A 2,775-nucleotide genomic window follows, 5' to 3' on the forward strand; every position below is an offset into this window, starting at 1 on the left:
AACGCCGGGACCGCGCCGACCGGCCCGGAGGGCGCCGGCGTGTCGTTGGCCGGGGTCGGGCACGAGTACGTGGCAGGGCACCCGGTGGTGCACGGGGTGGACCTGGAGGTGGGGCCCGGTGAGCGGGTGGCGCTGGTCGGGGCGTCCGGGGCGGGCAAGACCACGCTGGCGAAGATCATCGCCGGGGTGCACCGGCCGACGTCCGGGACGGTGCTGGTCGGCGGGGCGCCGCTGGAGCGGGCGGCGCGGTCGGTCGCGCTGATCACGCAGGAGGTGCACGTGGTCGCCGGGCCGCTGGTGGAGGACCTGCGGCTGGCGCGGCCGGGGGCGTCGCCCGCGGACGTGGAGGAGGCGCTGGAGCGGGTGGGCGCGCTGCGGTGGGCGCGGGCGCTGCCCGAGGGGCTGGAGACGGTGGTCGGTGAGGGCGGGCGGCGGTTGACGGCGGCGCAGGCGCAGCAGCTCGCGCTGGCCAGGCTGGTGCTGGCGGACCCGCCCGTCGCGGTGCTGGACGAGGCCACGGCCGAGGCGGGCAGCGCGGGCGCGCGGGCGCTGGAGGTCGCGGCGGCGCGGGCCCTGGACGGGCGGACGGGGTTGCTGGTGGCGCACCGGTTGACGCAGGCGTCGGAGGCCGACCGGGTGGTGGTGCTGGAGGCCGGTCGGGTGGTGGAGAGCGGCACGCACGCGGCGCTCCTCGCGGCGGGCGGGCGGTACGCGGCGCTGTGGGAGGCGTGGTCGGGAACGCGGACCGGCGGCACGGCCCCGGCGCCCGGCGGCACGGCAGCGGCCCCCACTAGCACGGTCGCGGTCCCCCTCGGCGCGAACCCGAATTCGGCGCTTCGGCCCTGAGCCGGACGGGTTCCCGCCGCGACCGGGCGGTCCTAGCGTCGGGTGGGTGGAGGCCACCTTGGAGTTACCCGGACTGCTTCGGTTGCGCCTGGACGGCGTGGCGCAGTGCTACCTCGTCCGCGACGACGACGGCGTGACCGTGATCGACACCGGGACCGCCGGGCACGCCGGGCCGATCGCCCGCTGGGCCGCCGAGTTCGGTCCGGTCCGGCGGATCGTGCTCACGCACCACCACGCCGACCACGCCGGTTCGGCCGCCGCACTGCGCGCGCTCACCGGCGCCCCGGTGCTCGCGCACGCCGCCGACGCGCCCGTGGTGCGCGGCGAGGTCGAACCGCCGCCGCCGGTGCTGACCGACGAGGACCGGCCGCTGTGGGAGGCGATCGCGCCTCCCCCACCGCCTGCGCCGCCGTGCCCGGTGGACGGGGAGGTCGCGGACGGGGACGTGCTGCCGTTCGGCGGCGGCGCGCGGGTGCTGTCGACCCCCGGCCACACGGACGGCAGCATCGCGCTGCACCTGCCCGCGCTGGGCGTGCTGTTCACCGGCGACGCGCTGGCGTCGGTCGGCGGCCCGCTGCGGCCCGGCGTGTTCAACACCGACCGGGTCCGGCTGGAGGAGTCCGTCCGCAGGCTGCTGGCCGTGGGGGCGGACCTGGTGTGCGTCGGGCACGGCAAACCGGTCCGCACCGGCGCGCCACGCTGAGTCCACTGTGGACTAACGAGGGCCCCGCGCGGGGATTCCTCGCGGGGCCTGGGTTTCAGCGCCCGCCCACCCGCTTCGCCACCTCGGCGCGGATTCCGGCCAGCTCCGGGAAGAACCGCTCGCCGGGGCACTGCGTGGCCAGCCAGTCGCGGTGCCCGGAGATGGTGTCCACGGACCGGGTCGCCCCGCTGATCGGGTTCACGTAGTCCGTGCGCCCCACCGGGTCCAGCCCGCACGCCTGGCTGAGGGCGGCCAGCACGGTCACCAGCGAGTCGACCGCCTGCGCGCTCGGCGGCTCGGTGGTGAAGTCGCCCATGACGCACACGCCGACGTTGCCCGCGTTGTAGCCGCCCACGTGCGCGCCGTTGGACATCCGCGGCTTGCCGTCGACGGGCTTGGCGCGCGGGGGCGCGCCGAACACCGGGTGCTGGTCGGTCCCCGACCAGCGGCCCTCGTAGACGCCGCCCAGGGGGTCGATCAGCAGGTGGTAGCCGATGTCGCCGAAGTCCTGGTTCACCGCGTGGTCGCGGTAGATCGCCCGGACGTCGGCCGCCGGGTCCGCGCCGACGGGCAGCGCGGTGTGGTGCACGGTCAGGGTCTGCACCGGGAAGTACGCGGCGGGGAAGGACTCCGAGCCGTCCGCGCGGAAGCGCAGCGACTCGTCGGCGCCCCAGGCGGAGCGCGGGAAGTACTGCTTCCCGGTGGTGAGCCCGGCGATCCTGGCCTCCCCGGTCGAGCGGGCGGTGGCGCCCGCGGTGCTCAGCTCGGCGACCGAGGTGCTCGCCGGGACGTCGACCTCGTACTCGACGACACCGGGGCCCAGCGGCAGCAGGGCGCGCGCGTTCGCCGGGTTCTCGTGACCCGCCGGGCAGGAGGCCAGGGCGCGCCAGTCGCCCCAGCCGGACGCGGTGCGGGTGCGCCAGCGACCGCCGTTCGAGGCGACGGACAGGTGGGTGGCCGCCGGGCCGACGGGCCGGGCGCTGCGGCCCGCCGCGAGCGCGGTGGGACCGCCGGGGGCCGCGTGCGCGGCCCGGACGGCGGTGCCCGCGGCGAGTGCGGCGACGCTCGCGGCGAGGGCTCCGCGCAGCACGTTCCGGCGTGACAGGTCGGTCACTGTGGTGTCTCCTCGGGGTTGTCAGTCCGAGCGCTCGCGCAGGCCGAGGTCGGCGAGGACGGCCCGCGCCGCCCTGCGACCGGAGAACAGCGCGCCCTGGATGGACGAGGTG

General features: G+C 77.5%; 3 protein-coding genes. 2 read left to right on the top strand and 1 reads right to left on the bottom strand.

The window, feature by feature from the left end; translation table 11 throughout:
- Together ACTUAL_RS24340 and ACTUAL_RS24345 are read left to right on the top strand one after the other, a co-directional pair.
- Positions 1-846, top strand: an 846-nt coding sequence (locus ACTUAL_RS24340; protein ID WP_440901882.1) for an ATP-binding cassette domain-containing protein, incomplete at its 5' end; no start/stop codon positions are given.
- A gap of 46 nt (positions 847-892) precedes the next feature.
- Complete coding sequence (locus tag ACTUAL_RS24345) at positions 893-1,549, top strand: MBL fold metallo-hydrolase (RefSeq protein ID WP_440901883.1); 657 nt, start codon at positions 893-895, stop codon at positions 1,547-1,549.
- A 55-nt stretch (positions 1,550-1,604) separates the two neighbouring features.
- Here the strand turns inward: ACTUAL_RS24345 and ACTUAL_RS24350 are convergent, their stop codons facing one another.
- Complete coding sequence (locus ACTUAL_RS24350; protein WP_440901884.1) at positions 1,605-2,663, bottom strand: peptidoglycan recognition protein family protein; 1,059 nt, start codon at positions 2,661-2,663, stop codon at positions 1,605-1,607.
- Between the last annotated feature and the right edge of the window lie 112 nt (positions 2,664-2,775).

The organism is Actinosynnema sp. (assembly GCF_052038725.1).